The 17,834-nt window shown below is 59.7% G+C and carries 15 protein-coding genes; 2 read left to right on the top strand and 13 right to left on the bottom strand.

All coding sequences use genetic code 11. The annotated features are described in order from the left end of the window. Positions 1-24: 24 nt before the first annotated feature. The 11 genes from iolE to Q0601_RS08205 all read right to left on the bottom strand — a co-directional run bounded on the left by iolE (position 25) and on the right by Q0601_RS08205 (position 12,979). Positions 25-939 (bottom strand): myo-inosose-2 dehydratase, encoded by a 915-nt coding sequence (gene iolE / locus Q0601_RS08155; protein ID WP_305288960.1) that lies wholly within the window; start codon positions 937-939, stop codon positions 25-27. Between the two features lie 10 nt (positions 940-949). Continuing rightward, positions 950-2,788, bottom strand: a complete 1,839-nt coding sequence (iolD, locus tag Q0601_RS08160) for a 3D-(3,5/4)-trihydroxycyclohexane-1,2-dione acylhydrolase (decyclizing) (protein ID WP_305288962.1) — start codon at positions 2,786-2,788, stop codon at positions 950-952. An 87-nt stretch (positions 2,789-2,875) separates the two neighbouring features. After that, on the bottom strand, positions 2,876-4,795 hold the full coding sequence (locus Q0601_RS08165) for a bifunctional 5-dehydro-2-deoxygluconokinase/5-dehydro-2-deoxyphosphogluconate aldolase (protein WP_305288964.1): 1,920 nt from the start codon (positions 4,793-4,795) through the stop codon (positions 2,876-2,878). Then, complete coding sequence (locus Q0601_RS08170; protein WP_305288966.1) at positions 4,792-5,595, bottom strand: TIM barrel protein; 804 nt, start codon at positions 5,593-5,595, stop codon at positions 4,792-4,794. Before Q0601_RS08170 ends, Q0601_RS08165 begins: the two co-directional genes overlap by 4 nt. A 3-nt stretch (positions 5,596-5,598) precedes the next feature. Beyond that, positions 5,599-6,615 (bottom strand): Gfo/Idh/MocA family protein, encoded by a 1,017-nt coding sequence (locus tag Q0601_RS08175; protein ID WP_305288968.1) that lies wholly within the window; start codon positions 6,613-6,615, stop codon positions 5,599-5,601. Between the two features lie 10 nt (positions 6,616-6,625). Further along, positions 6,626-7,525, bottom strand: coding sequence for a sugar phosphate isomerase/epimerase family protein (locus Q0601_RS08180; protein ID WP_305288970.1), 900 nt, complete (start codon positions 7,523-7,525; stop codon positions 6,626-6,628). Between the two features lie 130 nt (positions 7,526-7,655). Then, positions 7,656-8,486, bottom strand: coding sequence for an ATP-binding cassette domain-containing protein (locus tag Q0601_RS08185; protein WP_305288972.1), 831 nt, complete (start codon positions 8,484-8,486; stop codon positions 7,656-7,658). Between the two features lie 10 nt (positions 8,487-8,496). Continuing rightward, positions 8,497-9,573 carry an ABC transporter permease gene (locus Q0601_RS08190; RefSeq protein ID WP_305288975.1) on the bottom strand — a complete coding sequence of 359 codons (1,077 nt, stop codon included), beginning with the start codon at positions 9,571-9,573 and terminating at the stop codon, positions 8,497-8,499. Between the two features lie 83 nt (positions 9,574-9,656). Continuing rightward, positions 9,657-10,601 (bottom strand): sugar ABC transporter substrate-binding protein, encoded by a 945-nt coding sequence (locus Q0601_RS08195; RefSeq protein ID WP_305288977.1) that lies wholly within the window; start codon positions 10,599-10,601, stop codon positions 9,657-9,659. A gap of 219 nt (positions 10,602-10,820) precedes the next feature. Next, the gene (locus tag Q0601_RS08200) at positions 10,821-11,861 is read right to left on the bottom strand and encodes a LacI family DNA-binding transcriptional regulator (RefSeq protein ID WP_305288980.1); all 1,041 of its coding nucleotides are present in this window, start codon (positions 11,859-11,861) and stop codon (positions 10,821-10,823) included. 461 nt (positions 11,862-12,322) lie between these two features. After that, positions 12,323-12,979, bottom strand: coding sequence for a winged helix-turn-helix transcriptional regulator (locus tag Q0601_RS08205; protein WP_305288982.1), 657 nt, complete (start codon positions 12,977-12,979; stop codon positions 12,323-12,325). A gap of 97 nt (positions 12,980-13,076) precedes the next feature. Here Q0601_RS08205 and Q0601_RS08210 point away from each other — a divergent pair, with 97 nt between their 5' ends. Then, positions 13,077-13,802 (top strand): DUF1428 domain-containing protein, encoded by a 726-nt coding sequence (locus Q0601_RS08210; RefSeq protein ID WP_305288983.1) that lies wholly within the window; start codon positions 13,077-13,079, stop codon positions 13,800-13,802. 37 nt (positions 13,803-13,839) lie between these two features. After that, the gene (locus tag Q0601_RS08215; protein ID WP_305288985.1) at positions 13,840-14,319 is read left to right on the top strand and encodes a VOC family protein; all 480 of its coding nucleotides are present in this window, start codon (positions 13,840-13,842) and stop codon (positions 14,317-14,319) included. A gap of 183 nt (positions 14,320-14,502) precedes the next feature. Here Q0601_RS08215 and Q0601_RS08220 read toward each other — a convergent pair whose 3' ends face one another. Continuing rightward, complete coding sequence (locus tag Q0601_RS08220; RefSeq protein ID WP_305288987.1) at positions 14,503-15,834, bottom strand: purine-cytosine permease family protein; 1,332 nt, start codon at positions 15,832-15,834, stop codon at positions 14,503-14,505. Between the two features lie 31 nt (positions 15,835-15,865). Then, positions 15,866-17,827, bottom strand: a complete 1,962-nt coding sequence (locus Q0601_RS08225; protein ID WP_305288989.1) for a hydantoinase B/oxoprolinase family protein — start codon at positions 17,825-17,827, stop codon at positions 15,866-15,868. Between the last annotated feature and the right edge of the window lie 7 nt (positions 17,828-17,834).

A 17,834-nucleotide genomic window follows, 5' to 3' on the forward strand; every position in this document is an offset into this window, starting at 1 on the left:
GGCAGCGCCCCTCTTGTCCCGCGATCACGCCACGGTATTCCGGTCGAGTCCCGCCGCGATGGCCATCCGGCGCAGCGCCTCATATCCCATGCGTTGATAATGCAGAGGATCGCGGACCGCGCTGTCCTGTTCGGCCTCGATCACCAGCCAGCCCTGATAGCCATGCTCTGCCGCGATCTTCAGCACGGGTTCGAACGCAACGCAACCTTCGGGATCCCCGGGCACGGTGAAGGCGCCGCGCTTCACCCCCTCGATAAAGCTCAGCCCATCGGCACGAACCCTCTCCATCACGGGGCGGCGGATATTCTTGCAATGGATATGCCCTACCCGGTCCATATATTTCCGCGCCACCGCCACCGGATCCGCGCCACCGAACAGGCAATGCCCGGTATCCAGCAGCAGCAGCGTGTCCGGCCCAGCCGCTGCCATGAAACGATCGATATCGGCGCCGCTTTCCACGCAGCTTCCCATATGATGATGATAGCAGAACCGCATCCCCTGCACGCTCGCATGAGCGGCAAGCGCGTTGATCCCTTCCATGAAACGATCCCATTCCACATCCGACAGAACGGGCCGGTCGTTCACGGGCCTGTCCGGACAGCCATGCACGGTGTTCGAGCATTCACAGACGATCAGCACATCCGTCCCCGCCGCTTTCGACATGGCGATATGCGCATCCATCGCCGCCTTCTCGCTTTCCAGCGTCGCGCCCTCGACAAGGATATTGGTCGAATGCCAGCCTCCGACAAAGCGCAGCCCGTAATCGCCAAGCGCAGCTTTCAGCGCCGGGCCTTCCGAGGGCATCTTGTGCCCCTTCTCGATCCCGTCAAAACCGATTTCACGGCAATCGGAAAGGCAATCATCAAGACTCAGATGATCGCCGATCGAGTGATCGTCGTCATTCGACCAGGCAATCGGATTGGTACCGTAGAAAATCATCGTATTTCCCTCAATTCGCAAGGCTCTGCCGCGCGGCATGGTCCAGATATTCGGCATAGGCCCGTTTCAGCTTCTCGCTGCCGCCCACCTCCGGCACGGCGACATCCCACCAGTGACCTGCCGCTTCCAGACCGTCGCCCGGCCCCGGCACAGCGGTGGTGTCGATCACGATCACGGTCGGAATGTCGCGGCCCCGCGCGGCGGCGATCTGCGCTTCCAGATCGGGGATACCCGACGCCTTCACCGCATGCGCACCCATGCTGGCAGCATGGGCGACAAAGTCGATCTGCGGCTGCGCCTCGACATTGCAATCCTTGTAGAGATTGTTGAACTCTTCCCCGCCGCAGCCCTGCTGCAACCTGTTGATACAGCCGTAACCGCGATTGTCGGTCAGGATCACGGTAAAGGCGATGCGCCGCATCACCGCCGTCGCAAGTTCGGAATTGGCCATCATGTAGCTGCCATCTCCCACGAAGCACAGCACCTCGCGGTCTGGCCGCGCCAGCTTCAGACCCATGGCGCCCGCGATCTCGTAGCCCATGCAGCTATAGCCATATTCCATATGATAGCCGCCCGGTGCCGCCTGCCACAGCAGCTTGAGCGCCCCCGGCATCGTTCCGGCGGCACACATGGCAATGCTGGCCGGGGTCGAAGCCCGCTGCACCGCACCGATCACCTGCGCATCCGTCGGCAACTCGTTCCCTCCGGCAGGTGCCGCGCAATGCGCATCCACAGCGGTCAGCCAATCCGCGCGGGCCTGCCGATCGGCGGCATCGGCGCGATAATCGCCCAGCTTCGCCGTCAGCTTTTCCAGCGCGACCTTCGCATCGGCGACAAGACTCACCGCGCCATGTCTGGTCGCGTCATAGGGCTGCACATTGATGCCGATCAGCTTCGCCTCCCCGAACAGGGTCCGCGAACCGGTGGTGAAATCCTGTAACCGCGTGCCGATCCCGATCACCAGATCAGCCTTTGCCGCCACCCGGTTCGCCGCCGCCGAGCCGTCTACACCGACCGCGCCATAATTCATCGGATGCGCCTGCCCAAGCGCAGATTTCCCCGCCTGCGTCTCGATCACGGGTATATTGTGACGCTCGGCAAATTCGGTCAGAGCCGCCTCCGCCCCAGAATAGATGACCCCGCCGCCGCAGACGATCACCGGCGACTTCGCCGTTCGGATCAGTTCGGCAGCCTCCTCCAACTCCCGCATATCCGGCTCGGGCCGACGGATGCGCCAGACACGCGGCGCAAAGAACGCCTCGGGCCAGTCATAAGCCTCGGCCTGTACATCCTGACAGAAGGACAGGCAGACCGGCCCGCAATCGGCCGGATCGGTCATCACCCGCAAGGCACGCGGTAACGCCGTCAGCAAATGCTCGGGACGGGTGATGCGGTCGAAATAACGGACCACGGGCCGGAAACAATCATTCGCACTGACCGTGCCGTCATCGAAATTCTCGATCTGCTGCAGTACCGGATCGGGACGACGCCCCGCAAAGACATCGCCCGCGATGAACAGCACCGGCAGCCGGTTCACATGTGCCAGCGCCGCCGCCGTGATCATATTCGTCGCTCCCGGCCCGATGGAACTCGTGACCGCCATCGCCCGCCGGCGCGCATGCCCCTTGGCAAAGGCGATCGCGGCATGGGCCATGGTCTGCTCGTTCTGGCCGCGCCATGTCGGCAGCGCTTCTCCGATCCCATGCAGGGCCTCACCGATCCCGGCGACATTGCCATGCCCGAAAATCGCCCAGACCCCTTCGATGAATCGCACGCCTTCCCCGGTCATCTGCTCTGACAACCAGCGCGTCATGGCCTGAGCCGCCGTCAGCCGAACAGTTCCCCCCATCTCAAGCTTCCTTCTTCTTTGTCCAAATACCTCGGGGTGAATTGGCCACCGGCCAAGAGGGGCCGTGCCCCCCCCCCTGCCCCGCGATCATGCCGCCTGCCTCGCCTTTTCACGCGCCCTGTCCCAGATTCCGCATAGCCGCCGGTAACGCTTGGCCATCCGATCCACCGCATCCTCGTCGCTCACGCGGCCAGCCAGCCAATCCCGCGCCACCTCGCCGAAGATCGTCCGGCCCACGGCAAAGCCCCGCACCAGATCGAACCCTGCGGCCACCTCGAAGCTTGCCGCCAGTTCCGCCTCGGGCGCATCGAGCCCCAGTACCACGATGCCACGCGTGTGCCGGTCATGCTCTTCAATGGCGGCGATCGCATTCGCCCAGGCTGCACGGGTTGTCAGCGGCTCCAGCTTCCACCAGTCGGGATAGATACCCGCCGCGTAGAACTGTCGGATCAATATTCCCGTGGTCTCGTCATCCACCGGGCCGACATTCGACGGAATAATCTCGAGCAGGAATTCCAGGCCGTTGCGCCGCGCCGCCATGAACAATCGCCTGACGACCGCTTCCTGATCCGCGCGGATCACCGCATCGTCATCGGGATGACAGAAGCACAGAACCTTCACCACATTCTCGCGCGCCCATTCCGACAAGCCGCCGCAATCCGCGCCCAGTTCCGGTTCCAGCGTCAAAGGCCGCGACCCGGGCCATTCGCAGGGTCGCCCGATCCACAGCCCCGTGCCACAGGCCGCGTGCAGCGCCCGCTTCCCGATCCGGTTGTCACATAAGATGCCATAACCCCTTTGCCCGTCCTGCACCCGCAGAGCCGCCTTCAGACATAACTCCTTGAAGGCCCCGCCCTTCCCGGGCGTATAACCCTCCATTTCCTCAAGCTGTTTCCGGTGATCGAACGCAAAGACCCGCATGCTTGACCAGTCGCCGCTTCGATTGGTGGCCCAGTGGATCTGCTCCAGTTCCGCGTCATTGCGCAGATCGGGGCGGATCACCCCGCGATCAAGGAAGAACTCCAACTCGGCCAGCGAGGGATATGCGGGCGTGCAACCATGGCGGCTGACCGCGAAAGCCCCGCAGGCATTGGCGTATTTCAACGCGGCCGGCCAGTCGGTCTGGTCGTCCGGGCCCTCCAGCCAGCCTTTCAGCAGCCCCGAGAAAAAGCCGTCCCCCGCGCCCAGCACGTTGAATACCTCGATCGCGAACCCCGGCCCGGTTTCGCCCTTATCCAGACTGCCGGGGATCGCGCCCTCGAAGGCCACCGCCCCCGCCGCCCCGCGCTTGCAGACCAGCACAGCATCCGAAACCTCGCGCACCGCGCACAAAGCCGCCACCGTATCAGAGGTGCCCCCGGCGATGTGGAATTCCTCTTCCGTGCCGACGATCAGGTCGAACAGGTGCAGTACCGATTGCAGCTTCGCCGTGACTTTTTCGCTTTCGACAAAGCGGCTTTCGCCATCGTCATGCCCGGCCACACCCCAGAGATTCGGGCGGTAATCGATATCCAGCGCCGTTTTCGCCCCATATTTCCGCGCCAGCTCCAGCGCCTTGAGCACCGCAGCTTCGGTTCGCGGATTGGACAGATGCGTCCCCGTCGCGAGAACCGAGCGCGCCTCGGCGATGAAACCTTCGTCGATGTCATCTTCGCTCAGCGCCATATCGGCGCAATTCTCGCGATAGAAGATCAGCGGAAACTGTTCCTCATCGCGGATACCCAGAAGCACCAGCGCGGTCAGCCGCTCGGGATCGGTCGTCACGCCCCGCACATCCACACCCTCGCGCACAAGCTGTTCGCGGATGAACCGGCCCATATGCTCGTCTCCGACCCTGGTAATCACCGCGGACCGCAACCCCAGCCGGGCCGTCCCGCACGCAATATTCGTCGGAGATCCGCCGATATATTTCGCAAAACTTCCCATATCCTCGAGGCGGCCACCGATCTGCTGACCGTATAAATCAACGGAACTCCGGCCGATCGTGATAACATCAAGCGTCTTCATGCCGCCCCCTCTTCAGTTAGGGCGGCCAGAATGAAATCCATGCTCTGACGCAGCGCCGCCTCGGGATCGGCGGCATTATGGACCTTTTCCGCGAAAGGTTCGAAAGAGAACGGCCCGTCATATCCCCCTGCCAGAAGCGCCCTGATCTGCGCGATATTTTGCAGCCGGTCGCCACCATCCACCAGAACACGGTGCGCATCCAGCATATCACCCACCTCTACGCCCATATCTGTCACTCCCGAAACATGAACGAGGCCGGTACGGTTCGGGAAAAACTCGATCTCTCCGGCAAGATGGTGGTGGAACGTGTCATGGATCAAAGCATAGGTCCCGTCTGCGCCGGACTCAGTGATAGCGGCAACAGCTTCGGCCTTGCTGCGCAACGAACTGATCGGAAAGCCCAGAGGCTCAACCAGACCGGTCAGGTTCCGCTCCTGCAGGATCTCTTTCATGGCATCCAGCGCCTCTACCACCTTGGAATGCGGCACCTTGTTGCCGTCGTTCAGCGGGCACATGACCAGCGCCCGCGCCCCGCACTCCGCTGCGTAATCTGACATTCGCCGCGCATGGTCGGGAAGATCATCCGCCCACAGATTAAAGGGATATAACGCGTTGATCGACCGGATGGTGATGCCCTGGGCAACTGCCTCGGCACGGACATCGGCGGGGGCCATGGTTCCCAACACGTCCGGGATGTCGTTGCGGATCTCGACTTCCGAGACCCCGAGGCGGCGGCACATGGCGAAAAACTCGGCCAGTGGCAGTTTCGGCGCGGAAATATGGTTGATCGCAAAATGCATGGGTCAGCCCCTGTCGTAAAGCGCCGGTCGGTCCGGCAGTGAGATGGGAATGATCTGACCGGATCTCTGCTGCGCCTCGACGCAGGCATCCGAGGAAATCGCCGCGACATAACCATCCCAACTGGTCGGGCCAGAGGCGGTTCCCTTCGCGGCAGCATTGATGAAATCCTGCAACTCGACATCGTAGCTGTCGATGAATCGGTCCTTCCAGTCCGTCATGATCCCGCTTTGCAGCCGTGCCTCCCTGCGCAGGGTGACCGCCATCGGGTCGGGCAGATTGGCCAGCCCCTCCTCACCGACCACTTGGCACTGGATGTCGTAGCCGTAGCGGCAATTGACGAAAATCTCGACATCGATACGGATGCCTTTCGCCGTTTCCAGAAGCACGATCTGCGGATCGGCCACCTTGTCATGGGCATGGCTGGATTTGCGCGGAAAGACGACCTGTGCCGAAATGTAATCATCGTCCAGCAACCAGCGGAACACGTCGATCTCGTGGATCAGCGTGTCATGGATTGCCATCGGGGTGACATATTGCTTCGGCACCGTGGGATTCCGATGAGCGGCATGAACCATCAGCGGGCTGCCGATCTCGTTGTCTACTGCCTGTTTGAGCATACGGTATCCGGCATCGTAGCGGCGCATGAAACCAACCTGAACCAAACGCTTGCCATGCGCGACCTCGGCATCGACGATGCGAAGCGCGCCTTCGGCGGTAGTCGCCAGCGGTTTTTCGCAGAAACATGGTTTGCCCGCTGCAATCGCCGCCAACACATATTCCTCGTGCGTCGAGCCGGTCGAGCAGACCAGCACCGCGTCCACATCATCGGCGGCGATCAGATCCGCGCCCTTCTCATGGACCCTCGCACCGGGCGCGAGATCCGCCTGAACGGCCCGGGCTGCCTCGGGGCTGTAATCGCTCAGCGCGACCACCTCGGCCCCGGCTAGCACCCGCTGGATTCGCCGCGTGTGATCGCGGCCGATCATGCCTGTTCCGATAACGCCAATCCTGACGGTCATGTCCTGTGCCTCATTTAAAATATTGATCGACATAGCGCTGCATCTCGCTACGCATGAATTTGCCCGACTCGTCGGCCTTTTCTTCCCACGCGAAGACGCAGGCGGTCATGATGCCGTCAAAGCCAATCTCTGCCAGCGTGCGATAAAAGTCGTTCCACGGCACTTCGCCCTGCCCGATATTCAGATGCTGATGCACGCGGGCCGACGATCCCGGCGGGTTGATGATATAGCGCAGGCCGGAACTGGCCTTGTGGTTGAATGTGTCAGCGATATGGACATGGGCCAGCACATCGGCGCATTCGCGCAGCATCGCCACCGTATCATCGCCGAAATAGAACGTATGGGGCGTGCAGTAGAGAAACTTGACCCGGGGCGAGTTCACCGTACGGATCAGATCGACCGAGGGTTGCAGCGTTTCCACCCAATCCTCGGGATGGGGCTCGATATGCAGGCTGATGCCTTCCTTCTCAAGGATCGGTACCAGTTCTTCCATCGAGCGCCACCAGGCATCCTCGCAGGCCTCGATCATCGAACCGGTATGGCAGCAATAGCAGGTGCCCTTGTCGGGATGCGGGCCGCGGCCGAACTCGCTGTTCATCGTATCCACGCCCAGTTCCACGGCAATCTCGATGGCGCGTTTCCAGTGTCGGATAGCTGCCTTGCGCTCTTCCTCGTCGTTGCTGGCCCAGCGATACATGGGCAACAGGCTGGCGATACCGACATTGGCATCGCGCAGCGCCTTCCGGAACGACTTGATGCGGTTGGGGAATACGCGCGGCGCCTTGAACCATTCGAGGAAATCGGCGCGGGGGCTGAGTTCGATCCATTCATAGCCAAGTTCGGCCACTTTCGAGGGTAATTGCTCGAACGACAGGTGGCGGTGCATGAACGGGTCAAGTGCGATTTTCATGGTATGCCTTTTTCAGTTCAACAGAGAGGCCGCCGGATCTTCACCGGCGTGCCGCATGTTCCGCGTGATCAGCAGCGTTGCGGGCGGAACAACCAGTGACCGGGTTAATTCATGGCGTCAGGACCGGCTCTCAGGCCGCAGTCTCATATTCCGGCTGCGTCTTGGCACCGGTGATATAGGCGACGACATCTTCGCCATCGGTTTCCTCTTTTCGCAGATTGGCGCAGATCCGGCCGCGCCGCCAGACGACGATACGGTCGCACAGATCCATCACCTGCCGCATGTTGTGGCTGATCAGGATCAATGGCTCGCCCGCCTCTTTCAAAGTCCGGATGATGTTTTCCACCTGCGCGGTTTCCTGCACGCCAAGCGCTGCCGTAGGCTCGTCCATAATCGTCAGCTTGGAATGAAAGGTCGCCGTGCGGGCGATCGCCACGCATTGCCGTTGACCGCCGGACATATTCTGGATTGTGTTGCGGATATTGGGAATTTTCACTCCCGTCTTTTCCAGCCCGCGCCTTGTCGCCTCTCGCATCGCCTTGTAATCGAGGATCGAGAATGGCCCCAGATTGAACAGCCGCTTTTCCCGCCCGAGGAACAGGTTGTCGGGCACGTCCAGATGATCGGCCAGTGCAAGGGTCTGGAATACCGTCTCGATCCCGGCTTCGCGCGCGGCCAGCGGCCCATCGAACTCGACATAATCGCCATTAAACCAGATCTTGCCCGCTGTCTTTTGCTCGACCGCTGTGATCTGACGGACGAATGTGGATTTGCCCGCACCGTTATCCCCCATGATCGCCACATGCTCGCCCTTGCGGATCTCGAAATTGCAATCGATCAGGGCATGAACCCCGCCGTAATGCTTGGTCAGACCTTCGGTGCGCAGAATGACCTCTCCCAGATTGCCGTGCGGGCGCGGCGCCTCGACACCCGAGATGTTGGTTTGCAGATCGCTTGACATGATATCCCCCTCAGGATCTTGCCGCCGAGCGGCTTTGACGCCACTGGTCCAGTACGACAGCGCCGACAACGATCGCGCCCTTGACCATTTCCTGGTAGTAGGCATCCAGCCTCAGGAAGGTGAAACCAGATATAATGACACCAAAGATGAGCGCGCCAAGAACGGTACCCAGGATCGTCCCGCGTCCACCGGCCAGTGAAATACCGCCGATGACCGCCATTGCGATGGCATCCAGTTCATACATCACCCCCATACCGGCCTGCGCAGTCAGGTTCTTTGCGCTCAGCACGATGGCGGCGATGCCCGCCAGCAATCCGGCGATGGTATAGACCAGAACCTTGTGGCGGGCGACATTGATGCCCGACATGCGCGCCGCAGCCTCGTTCGAGCCGATCGCATATGTATGCTTGCCGTAGACGGTGTATTTCAGGATCAGATAGAACAGGATCGCCAGAAACACGAATATCACGACCGGCATCATCCCCGCACCGATGGCCGCATAGCTTTGGGTCGGGAAGGACACCGGCTGACCGGCGGTCCACCATTTCGCCACGCCGCGCGCCGAGACCATCATCCCCAACGTGGCGATAAAGGGCGGGATTCTGGTATAAGCGATCAGCAACCCGTTGATGAACCCTGCCAGCAGCCCGCAGGCCAATCCGACCAGCACCGGAATGACAACGGGCAGATCGATCCAGCCCCGGTCAAGGAAGACCGCGCGGGTGTTTTCCAGGCCGTTGATCTCACCCACCTGAGCAAAGCTCATGGCGATCATCGCCGTCATGCCGACCACCGATCCCGATGACAGGTCGATGCCTCCGGTAATGATGACCTGCGTCACCCCAAGCGCGATGATCCCGATGATCGAAACCTGCAGAATGATGATCTCCAGCCGCGCCGTGTTAAATATTCCGGCAACATTTTCGCGCGTGTTGAACAGGAAACTGTCATTCATCAATATTCGTCCGAGCAGTTCGAACACGACGACGATCAAGGCAAGTGCGATGGCGACACCTGCTTCCGCCGGAAGACCAGGTTTTGACTGCTCAAAACTCAGCCCGCCGACGCCGTGCGACGTATCTGGCATGATTGATCCTCTCTCGCGGGGTTCAGCCCGCCTGACGATTGCCGGGCGGCACCGCCCGCGCCGCCCGGATGCGAAGCCCCGCCTCAGTTACTCTGCGTGAATTCGGACATGTTCTCGGGCGTCACGAGTTGGAAAGGCACATAGACCTTCTTTTCCACCTCTTCCCCACGCGCGAGCTTCAGTGCCGCGTCCAATGCGCCCGAGCCCTGCCCGGCGGCGTCCTGAAACACGGTGACGTCCAGCTCTCCTGCCGCCATGGCCAGCAGCGCGTCCTGCGTCGCATCGATGCCGCCAATTACGACGTCATCCATGCTGATGCCCGACGCCTTCATGGCCTGAATCGCGCCAATCGCCATTTCGTCATTATTCGAGATTACCGCATCAAAAGGCTGACCCGCGGTGAGCCAGTTGGTCATCAGATCCTGCGCCTCGTCGCGCATCCAGTTAGCTGTCTGCTCGTCGATGATATTCAGTGTGACCGCGCATTTGCCCGCGTCGATCACGTCATGAATATCGGCGGTGCGCTGTACGGCGGCCTGGTTCGAAAGCTCGCCCATCATGACATAGACATTGGCCTCGCTCTTGCCGGCAGCGGCCAGCTGATCGCAAATCTCGATGGTTTCCAGCGTGCCGGATTCGCGCTCATCCGAAGCGACGAAAGCCTGACCGTCCGGTAGCGTATCGACATTGACCGGCTCGCGATTGACGAAGACCAAAGGCACGCCAGCCGCATCTGCTGCATTGGTCATCGCCTGGGTGGCCGAGGTATCCACCGGATTAACGATGATCGCATCCACGCCGCTGGCGATGAAGTTGTTGATCTGGTTAAGCTGCTTGGCCACATCGTTCTGCGCATCCTCGATCTGGACATCCACCCCGTCCATATCCTTGGCGATATCCCGGATACCGTTCCGCAACACGGTCAGGAAATTGTCATCGAACAGGGCCATGCTGACACCGATATTCTCGGCCGATGCCGTTCCGGCCAGCGCGGCGGCCAGGGCGGTCGTAAGCATAATTCTTTTCATTGTCTCCTCCAAACGCGAAACATATGCGCCGTCGACGCCACGCGGGTATGCCTATCCCCCGCCAAAAGCGGTGGCAGCAGTTCGGCTCCCTTCAGATTGCAGCAGGGCCTCCCTACCCGTGCCGCTGGCATTACGATTCCCGATTCCACTTTTCTGGTCAATAAAATGAGTCACCAAAAGACATCATTCATGATGCAAAATGAAATCTTATTGATGTAATTACTTCATAAACTCGCTTTCAGGGGTCCAGATCTGCGCGGGAAAGAACCGCTGGCCGGGCGTTTCCGCCATCCCCTTGTCCGAGGCCGCGATGATCATCCCGACCAGATCATCGGCGATCTGTTGCACCGGCGTCGACAACACGACACTAAGCGTCTGATCCTGCAAACCCGCACGCGATTCCGGCGTCAGTTCATTGACGATCAGCACCATATCACCGGGCTTGCGCATCTCTCGTACGGCCTCGATGGCGCCCTCCATGCCTCCGCCCGCACAATAAAGCCCGACAAGATCGTCATGCCGGGACAACAGATTGACCGTCGCCTCATAGGTCAATTGCCGTGTTTCGAGGTTGATCTGCGTATCCAATAACTGAAACGCAGATGCCGACTGGCGGAAAAAGCTGCGGAAACCCGTCTCTCGCAATTCATGCCCATGGTAACGCGATCCGCCGATGAACAGCGCAACCTTGCCAGGCCGTTTCGACAGACCAGCTATGAACCAGCCCGCTATCCGGCCGACTTTGATGTTATTTGTCCCCAGATAGCTTTCACGCACACCCTGCGCGAAATCCGATAGAAGCGAATAGACCGGCACCCCGGCACCACGCAGTTCCTGCACAGCCTGAGTAACCAGATGATGATCTATGCCTGTCGCCGCAACCGCGTGGACACGTCCACTGAAACTGCGAAGGATATCCGAGATCTCTCCGGGTTGGCCGGTTTCGGTGAAGCGCGTCATGACCTCGATCCGGCGCTGCGTGCAGGCGCGGGTCTGGGTTTCGAAAATCGCCCGCACATCCTGATAGAAGGCATGCCGCGGTTTTTGCAGCAAGAGCCCCAGGCGCAGTTCGGCCTTATCGGCCAGCATCCGATGCCGGATCACATTCGCGCCGTGATACCCGATCTCTCCCGCGGCCTGATGGACACGGCGCACGGTCTCCTCGCGCACGTTCTGGCGGCCGTTCAATACGCGATCAACGGTCGCCGTGCTAACCCCGGCGGTTTTTGCCAAGTCGGCAATCGTTGGTCGTCGAGACATGATGGCCTCACATCATAAAGAATGAGGCAGATCATCAACCAGATTATGATGTATTGCAACAGGCCCCACCACAGCGAAAGCCTAGCAGTTTCGCGCGTGAAGAGGGTACCGGCCTGATTGAATCAAGCTTCATGAGGCAGGCACATACCGATGCTTTCCGCCATTGAGAAATTTCGGGCACCAAAGAAACGATCATCATGGATGGCGAGCGCTTCAACGGGCTGAAGGTTTGCAGTTCGGCGAAGACAAACGCGACCGGGGCTTAAAGAGCTTACCTGCCGGATTGCAGATAGCGTAATTCCCCGCTTTCTTCCCGTTCGATTTCCGTGACCGCAGACTGAGTTATTTTGACCTGAAAGTAATAGAATCCCATAATCTGATCATTCGGTTTGCAAAACATGCGAATTGCGGATGCAACGAAACGCTCGCTGCCCTCGACCATATGGGAAGCCATCCGAGGGTCATGCCTGCGGCTCAAGTCTGAACAGCGACAGGAAATCTTCGGCCGCAGCGGTATCGCCTGCGGCTTCGATCATCCCCTGGGAGATCAGTGTCGGCAGAGGTGTAGCGCCGTAAACCGCCGCCGCCATCAGGTTTCCATTCCCCCGAAGCACAAACGGCGCATCGGGCTTGCTGACCGAGGCCGTCTGCAACCTTCCACTGGCCAATCGCATTTCAAATGCTTCGTTCCCGAAGTCGAATCCAGCCAGCATCTCTCGCCCCCACGCAAGCGCAGGAATCAGATTGACCCTCATTGAGATCATCAAAGCCGAGGGGCTGATGAAACGCGAAACATCATGGCCAGGCACGATCAATGCCCATCGGCAGAGCGCCTCGAGAACCGGCAAAAGGTCGTGTCCAGCCCCGGTCAGTGAATAAACGCCAAGCCGTTCATCGTGATCGATCACCCCGGCCTGCGCAAGCTGTGCCAGACGGCCGGTCAGAACGCTCGCCGTGACGCCCGGCAGACCGGCCCGGATCATCTGGAACCGTTTCGGCGCAAACATGAGCTCGCGCACCACCAGCAATGCCCAGCGGTCGCCGATCAGGTTCAAAGCATGGGCTGCCAGACAGCCTTCATCATAGCGGATGCGTGATTCTTTTATATTATTAGTCATATTTTAATACTTATAGTTGTTTTTTCATACTAATAGTGAAACACTGAAACCGCAAGCGGGAATCGCCCGCTAAAAATCAGCGGAAAGGTGAAATGACATGACTTACTTCACAGGTGCGGTCGCCGCAGTGCCGACCGCCAACAAGGACAAATACGCAGCCCATGTCGCGGCAGCCTGGAAGCTTTTCAAATCCTATGGCGCCACACGCATGGTCGAAACCTGGGGCGTGGATGTGCCCCGGGGGAAGGTTACCGATTTCTATGGTGCGGTAAATGCCGGCGAAGACGAGACCGTCGCCTTCTCCTGGATCGAATGGCCGGACAAGGCGACTGCGGATGCCTCCTGGCAAAGGATGCAGGACGACCCGGCGATGAAGGATCTGCCGGAAATGCCCTTGGACGGCAGCCGCATGATCTTCGGCGGATTTGCCCCGATCTACGAGGCCGGAACGCGGGACGGCGCAGGATATTATCAGGGTTTCCTGCTGGCCGTTCCGGAAAAGAACAAGGCATCCTATACCGAAATGGCCGATGAAGGCTGGAAGATCTTCGAGAAGGGCGGTGCAACCGGCATGATCGAAAACTGGGGAGAAGACGTGCCCCACGGCAAGGTCACGGATTTCTACCGCGCCGCAAAGGCCGAAAAGGGTGAAGTGCCGGTGTTCAGCTGGACGGCCTGGCCCGACCGTGCCACCTGCGATGCCGCATCGAAAGCGATGGAAGCCGAGATGGGCGACATGGACATGTCCGATATGCCTTTCGACGGAATGCGGATGATGTGGGCGGGGTTTGAGCCGTTGTTCGATTCGGCAAAAGCAGCCTGACGGCTGTACAATCCCTTTAGGATGAGGAGGAAATCAGATGACCATCGCGAAGAACACGATTTGTCTCTGGTACGACACCGATGCCGAGGCCGCCGCCCGTTTCTATGCCGAAACCTTCCCCGACAGCGAGGTGACGGGCGTTCATCTTGCGCCAAGCGACTACCCCTCGGGCAAGGCAGGCGACGTTCTGACGGTCGATTTCACCGTCCTCGGGATACCCTGTCTTGGGCTGAATGGCGGCACGGCGTTCCGGCATAGCGAGGCGTTTTCCTTTCAGATATCGACCGATGACCAGGAAGAAACCGACCGCTACTGGAACGCCATTGTCGGAAATGGTGGTGAAGAAAGCGCCTGCGGCTGGTGCAGGGACAAATGGGGCATCTCCTGGCAGATCACTCCACGAATACTGATGGAGGCACTTGCCGCCGGAGGCGACGGGGCGAAGCGGGCGTTCGAGGCGATGATGGGGATGAAGAAGATCGATGTCGCCGCCATCGAGCGCGCGTGCCGCGTGTAGCGCATTCGCCGCCCGCAGCGGTTTGCCGAACCGCTCGGGAAGACAAATGCATCAGCGACAATGCCTGGAAGATCAGCCTACACGGATAGCTAGCCCTCCATGAACGGCCCGGCCATCGCCCGGGCCATTTCAACCGCCGGCTATTGGGGCAAACCGGCCCATTCTTCACAATGTGATCCCGGTTCAGTTCACGGTTGAGCGGTTCAGGATCATATAGCCTAGTGCCGCCACCACGAAAGTAGCAGGGGCTGAATAGACTGCGAAGGTATCCCCGGCGAAATGCATGACAAGACCGATAAAAGCCGCAAACAGCCATGCTCCGAGACCGGCAGGATTGACGGCGGCGGAATGCTCGAGCGAAAAACTGCCGGGATCGCTGGCTGATCGCTCTATCCGCAGGATATGGGTCAGGGCGATGGCAACCCAGGCCACCACGAAGATCCCCTGATAGGCCAGTGCCTGCAGGATATAAGCGAACACATCGGCCAGCATCAACACATATGTGATAGCACCGACCACACATGCCCAGACAATCTTTGGCAACTTGATGCGAAATACCGTTTCCGCAAAGCTCTCCATGTTGACCGCGGCAAGATAGTAATTCGCCGTGTTGATGCGCGTTTGCGAAATCCACACGAATGCCAGACCGGCAAGCCCCATCAGTTGAATCAATGCCAGAACCACGGATATCTCGGTCACGCCACCCTCGGTCGGCAGGCTGGCGGCAAGGAAAATCCCGACCAGACCGTTCACCAGAAAGGTGATCAGATAGAACGGCGCGCCGAAATTGATGTTACCGTGATAATCCGCGTCCTCCTGCTTGCCAAACCGCGCGAAATCATAGGTGAACATCATCAGGATCCAGACACCCATATAGGCGGTGAAGCAGTTCAGCCAACCGTTTTCCGGCGATCCGCCCTCGGGGCCAAGTTTCAGCCATGCATCGGAATAGCCATGGGTGGAAACGGCCAGAATCACGGCCGCCAGTAAACCTAGCAGATAGAAAGGAAGCAGGACGCCATTGAACTTGTCCAGCCAGTTCTGGATCGAACCGAAAATCAGCACCACCGAATAAATCACGACGATCAGTGCAGCCAGCATATAGGACATGCCCGTATAGCTGTTCAGGGCAAGCGCGATGACCGAGCCTTCGAACACCGCATAATAGATGGCGGTGGCGAAGAAGATCAGCGTCGCTATAGCTGCCCCGGTCCGACCCAGCAGAATGCGCGAGAACAGCGAAACCGACAAACCCGTCCTGATGGCGTGGCGCGACAAGACCGCGTTGACCGCCGCGAAGGTGATCACCGACAGCACCATTCCGATGATCGCATTGACCGATCCATAGGCAAGCGCCAGCGTCGCCGCCACGACCAGATAGAACATCGCCGAGCAGACCGACCACCATGCCATGGTCAATGGCAGGCGCGCCATACGCTGATCGGGCGGGACGGGCTGGTCGGAATATTCCAGCCCCTGCTGTTCATCTTCCGTCATTTTTATTGTTCCAGCCATTTTTTTCTCCCTGTTGCGGCGCTCAGATCCGCTATGCCCAGTGGCTAACGGTCCGGCGCTCGAAGCTTTCCCTGAATTGCGCAGTGGTCTTTTTAAGCAACTCGCCCGTCTCCCAATCCAGGATCGTGGCGTAGCGCCGCACCGCATCAAGGCTGTCGATCTCGCCTTTCCGATAAAGCGCGGCGACCTCCTCTGCCGGCATCCGCGCCCAATCCTTGCGCTTGGATCGGATTTCGTCCCGCAACTTCCCGGTTGCAGGCAGATCGACCTCGAATTCGCAAAGATCCGCGTCGATTTCCGTCACGACTACGCCATAGTCCTTGGCCGCCCTTTCAATCGAGACGTAATCGCTGGCCACATCGTCACAGACCGCCTGCGGATCGCGTTCCAGCGGGTCTCCATATCCCCCGCCTCCGGCCGTCGGCCTGGCGAATTCGTCGCCGGTATAAACCGGGTAATCGGAAAAAACCGAGCCCAGCCATTTCGCTTCCTTCTCCCCGCTCCGGCGGATCGAGAGACCGTGCGGCATCGATGGCAAACCGCCCTCGATACCCCAGACGACAGCCCTTTCGCGGTCGCAGATATAGGACATCACGGCATTCTCGCTTTCCAGCAGGATCGAGGTTTTCTGAACCCCTGCCCCCCCGCGCCATTTCCCGGGCCCGGCGCTGTCGCGCAGGATCTGGAATTCGACGGTCCTCGTGGGATTGACCCGCTCATTTCCCTCGTTGGGCTGAGACATGAGGCCGGTCCCGAAACAGGCGGTTGTCACGTCCGAGCCGTCCTTGCCGTTCCGCCCGCCCCAGCCACCCGGCAGCCATTCATAGAACATGAAGATCGGCTTGTCCGGGGAACGAAGATCGCGGCCACCGGCAAGCAGATATTCAAGGTTGAATGCACAGGCGATCGATTTTTCCGGCATGATCTGCGACCACATCTCGAAGATCGCGTTCATGATCTTCTCGAAAGGCATCAGGAAACCCGTGACGGCTACTGGCCACCCCGCACTGACCACGCTGTTCTCGGGCGCCTTGATATCAATCATGCGATAAAAACCCGAGTTCAGCGGAAGATCGGGGAAGAAGGTCTTCATTCCCGCGACAACCGCCGAAAAAGTGGCGCCGGGCGCCGAGTTGTAGATGGACGAAATGGTCGGATGACTGCCCTCGAAATCATACGTGATCCGGTCGTCCTTGATCGTCATCCGGATCCTGATCGGGATCATTCCCTCGCCCTTAGCCGGATCGCGATCTATGTAATCCACTGTCTCCCATTCGCCATCCGGCAGCGCGGCGATTCGACTGCGGACGGATTTCTCGACATAATCCTGCACCGCGCCCATGCCCTGAAGAACCTGATCCTTGCCGTATTTCCGGACGAGGCGCAGGATCTCGCGTTCGGCCACCGCGGTCGCGCCCGCCTGCGAGTGGATATCGCCGATGATCGAGGCCGGATCGCGCGTGTTCTGCGCGATCATCTCGGCGACGTCGTGACAGAATTCGCCCGCGCGAAACAGACGCACCGGCGTGATCCTGACCGCCTCGCGGAACATGTCCCGGGCGGAAACGTCGAATGACCCCGGCACCGAGCCGCCCAGATCCGACCAGTGACCGTTCGACTGCGAAAAGCCGATCAGATCGTCATCGTCGAAGATCGGGCGCACAAGGCGGACGTCCGAGAAATGCGTACCGCCCGCATAGGGATCGTTGATGGCGTAGACATCGCCGGGCAGCATTTTGCCGGAAAAGACCCGGATGACATCCTTGCAGGTGAAATGCAGCGTTCCGACATGAACGGCGATATCCTGATTGCCCTGCGCAACCGAATTGCCTTCGGCGTCATGCAGCGCATTCGAAAAATCCCGGTTATAGATAACGAAGGAATAGCAGGTGCGCAGCATCTGCTCGGCCATCAGGTCAACCGAGGTGATAAAGGAGTTTTTCAGAACCTCGAAAGTCACCGGGTCGAGGCTGCCCGTATCTTGCGTTTTCATATCCATT

Source organism: Paracoccus wurundjeri, from assembly GCF_030678915.1.
Classification (GTDB): domain Bacteria; phylum Pseudomonadota; class Alphaproteobacteria; order Rhodobacterales; family Rhodobacteraceae; genus Paracoccus; species Paracoccus onubensis_A.

Bases quoted from the DNA above. Each gene is read 5' to 3' on its own strand.
- Q0601_RS08175 (WP_305288968.1), bottom strand. From the start codon at position 6,615: ATGACCGTCAGGATTGGCGTTATCGGAACAGGCATGATCGGCCGCGAT.
- Q0601_RS08170 (WP_305288966.1), bottom strand. From the start codon at position 5,595: ATGCATTTTGCGATCAACCATATTTCCGCGCCGAAACTGCCACTGGCC.
- Q0601_RS08225 (WP_305288989.1), bottom strand. From the start codon at position 17,827: ATGAAAACGCAAGATACGGGCAGCCTCGACCCGGTGACTTTCGAGGTT.
- iolD (WP_305288962.1), bottom strand. From the start codon at position 2,788: ATGGGGGGAACTGTTCGGCTGACGGCGGCTCAGGCCATGACGCGCTGG.
- Q0601_RS08180 (WP_305288970.1), bottom strand. From the start codon at position 7,525: ATGAAAATCGCACTTGACCCGTTCATGCACCGCCACCTGTCGTTCGAG.
- Q0601_RS08210 (WP_305288983.1), top strand. From the start codon at position 13,077: ATGACTTACTTCACAGGTGCGGTCGCCGCAGTGCCGACCGCCAACAAG.
- Q0601_RS08205 (WP_305288982.1), bottom strand. From the start codon at position 12,979: ATGACTAATAATATAAAAGAATCACGCATCCGCTATGATGAAGGCTGT.
- Q0601_RS08215 (WP_305288985.1), top strand. From the start codon at position 13,840: ATGACCATCGCGAAGAACACGATTTGTCTCTGGTACGACACCGATGCC.
- Q0601_RS08220 (WP_305288987.1), bottom strand. From the start codon at position 15,834: ATGGCTGGAACAATAAAAATGACGGAAGATGAACAGCAGGGGCTGGAA.
- Q0601_RS08185 (WP_305288972.1), bottom strand. From the start codon at position 8,486: ATGTCAAGCGATCTGCAAACCAACATCTCGGGTGTCGAGGCGCCGCGC.
- iolE (WP_305288960.1), bottom strand. From the start codon at position 939: ATGATTTTCTACGGTACCAATCCGATTGCCTGGTCGAATGACGACGAT.
- Q0601_RS08165 (WP_305288964.1), bottom strand. From the start codon at position 4,795: ATGAAGACGCTTGATGTTATCACGATCGGCCGGAGTTCCGTTGATTTA.
- Q0601_RS08200 (WP_305288980.1), bottom strand. From the start codon at position 11,861: ATGTCTCGACGACCAACGATTGCCGACTTGGCAAAAACCGCCGGGGTT.
- Q0601_RS08195 (WP_305288977.1), bottom strand. From the start codon at position 10,601: ATGAAAAGAATTATGCTTACGACCGCCCTGGCCGCCGCGCTGGCCGGA.
- Q0601_RS08190 (WP_305288975.1), bottom strand. From the start codon at position 9,573: ATGCCAGATACGTCGCACGGCGTCGGCGGGCTGAGTTTTGAGCAGTCA.